Here is a 1440-nt window from a genome sequence, read left to right as displayed (position 1 = left end):
TGTGCGAATTTACGACTGAACCACATATCGCCTTGGAGCACCTTGTCAATGCCCGTTTGTAAGGTTTGTATATCGTCTGAGGTATAGAAAATGCCGGCAAGTGAACGCCAGACAAAGAGCTCATCCGTTGAGATAGATTTGTCACAGTTGATGAGGATTTCAAGCGTTCCAGTTAAATGGGGGGTTTTAAATTCCATATAACGAGCAAACACTTCATCTGTGATAACGCTGTAATCTAGGACAATTGCTGATATAGGTCGATTTCTAACAAATGGGCTAGCAAGATTTTCGGGAGTGATCAGTAGAACGTTAATACCGAGCTTCGTTTCCAAAACATCCTTTAAGAGAGATGACTGTAGACTGCCCTCCGTGATTAAGATGACATTCCTTGTAGTTTGATGCTCCATCCTGCTCGCATTCCTTTAGTAGTTTTGATTGAAATATGCAATAGAGTAGATAGAGCGGGAGCATTGTCAAGTATGAAAATCCCTAGTACTAATTAGTAACCTATCGAAGTGTCAATCATTTTTAAGTCACGGCATGATGTAGGGAGAAATGGAAGATAAAAGCTATCCGATTAGAAAATGATGAGTAGAAGTCGTGCTTGTGACTTAGTAAATTGAAGGAATGATGAATTTTACAAATGAAAAAAGGGAGTAAACACTCCCTTTTTATTAATGAACCGGAACAGAATTTTTCTGATTAAACTTGCCGAAGTATTGCTCCAAAATTTCTGGCGTTAACTTGCCTTCTGCTTCTAGCTTTTTAAGCTCAGCCGCAATGGCTTTTTGCTCTTCTAGCGAAGGCAGCTTTACTTCTGGCTCCTCTGCAGCTTCTTGAGAAATCTGCGCTAGTTCTTTTTCGAAGTCGTTCATAGTACTTACCTAAATATAGTCATTAAACTGTTCAACTTCGTCTATTCTATCCAACTCTAGAGTTTGAAGCTACCAACCATCTTATCTAGGCGAGATGAAAGCTCTTGAAGATCGCGGCTTGCGCCAGCCAACTCTTCCGCCGTTGCAGTTGTCATCTCGTTGATTGCGTTGATTTCTTCAATATTCTGATTGATCGTATGAACCACGGTAGATTGCTCTTCCGTTGCCGTCGCAACTTGCGTGTTTCGATCGGAGATATCCGTAATGCGCTCAGAGATATTCACCAGCACTTCTACTGCTTCATCCGTCGAAGCCACACCCTCAAATGTGACCGCTTTGCCAGCTTCCATCGCGCTTACTGCATCCTGAGCATCACTTTGAAGCTGGTTGATCATACGTTGAATCTCTTCCGTTGAATCGGCAGTGCGCGACGCTAGGTTACGAACTTCATCTGCAACTACCGCAAAGCCTCGACCTTGCTCACCTGCGCGTGCCGCTTCAATCGCTGCGTTCAATGCCAACAAGTTTGTTTGCTCAGAGATATCGCGGATTACACCTAGGATAG

At 43.1% G+C, this 1440-nt stretch carries 2 protein-coding genes and 1 pseudogene; all 3 read right to left on the bottom strand.

The genetic code is table 11. From position 1 onward, the window contains the following. Positions 1 to 407: pseudogene (locus R7P35_RS24270) on the bottom strand (helix-turn-helix transcriptional regulator); the annotation flags it as partial. Positions 408 to 674: 267 nt separating this feature from the next. Continuing rightward, positions 675 to 875, bottom strand: a complete 201-nt coding sequence (locus R7P35_RS24265) for a chromosome segregation ATPase (protein ID WP_005462979.1) — start codon at positions 873 to 875, stop codon at positions 675 to 677. Positions 876 to 931: 56 nt separating this feature from the next. Continuing rightward, positions 932 to 1440: methyl-accepting chemotaxis protein (locus R7P35_RS24260; RefSeq protein WP_318092882.1), on the bottom strand; the 509-nt coding region annotated here is incomplete at its 5' end.

Source organism: Vibrio sp. Vb0304, assembly GCF_033338995.1.
Classification (GTDB): domain Bacteria; phylum Pseudomonadota; class Gammaproteobacteria; order Enterobacterales; family Vibrionaceae; genus Vibrio; species Vibrio alginolyticus.
This window is presented reverse-complemented; position numbering and strand designations above follow the sequence as displayed.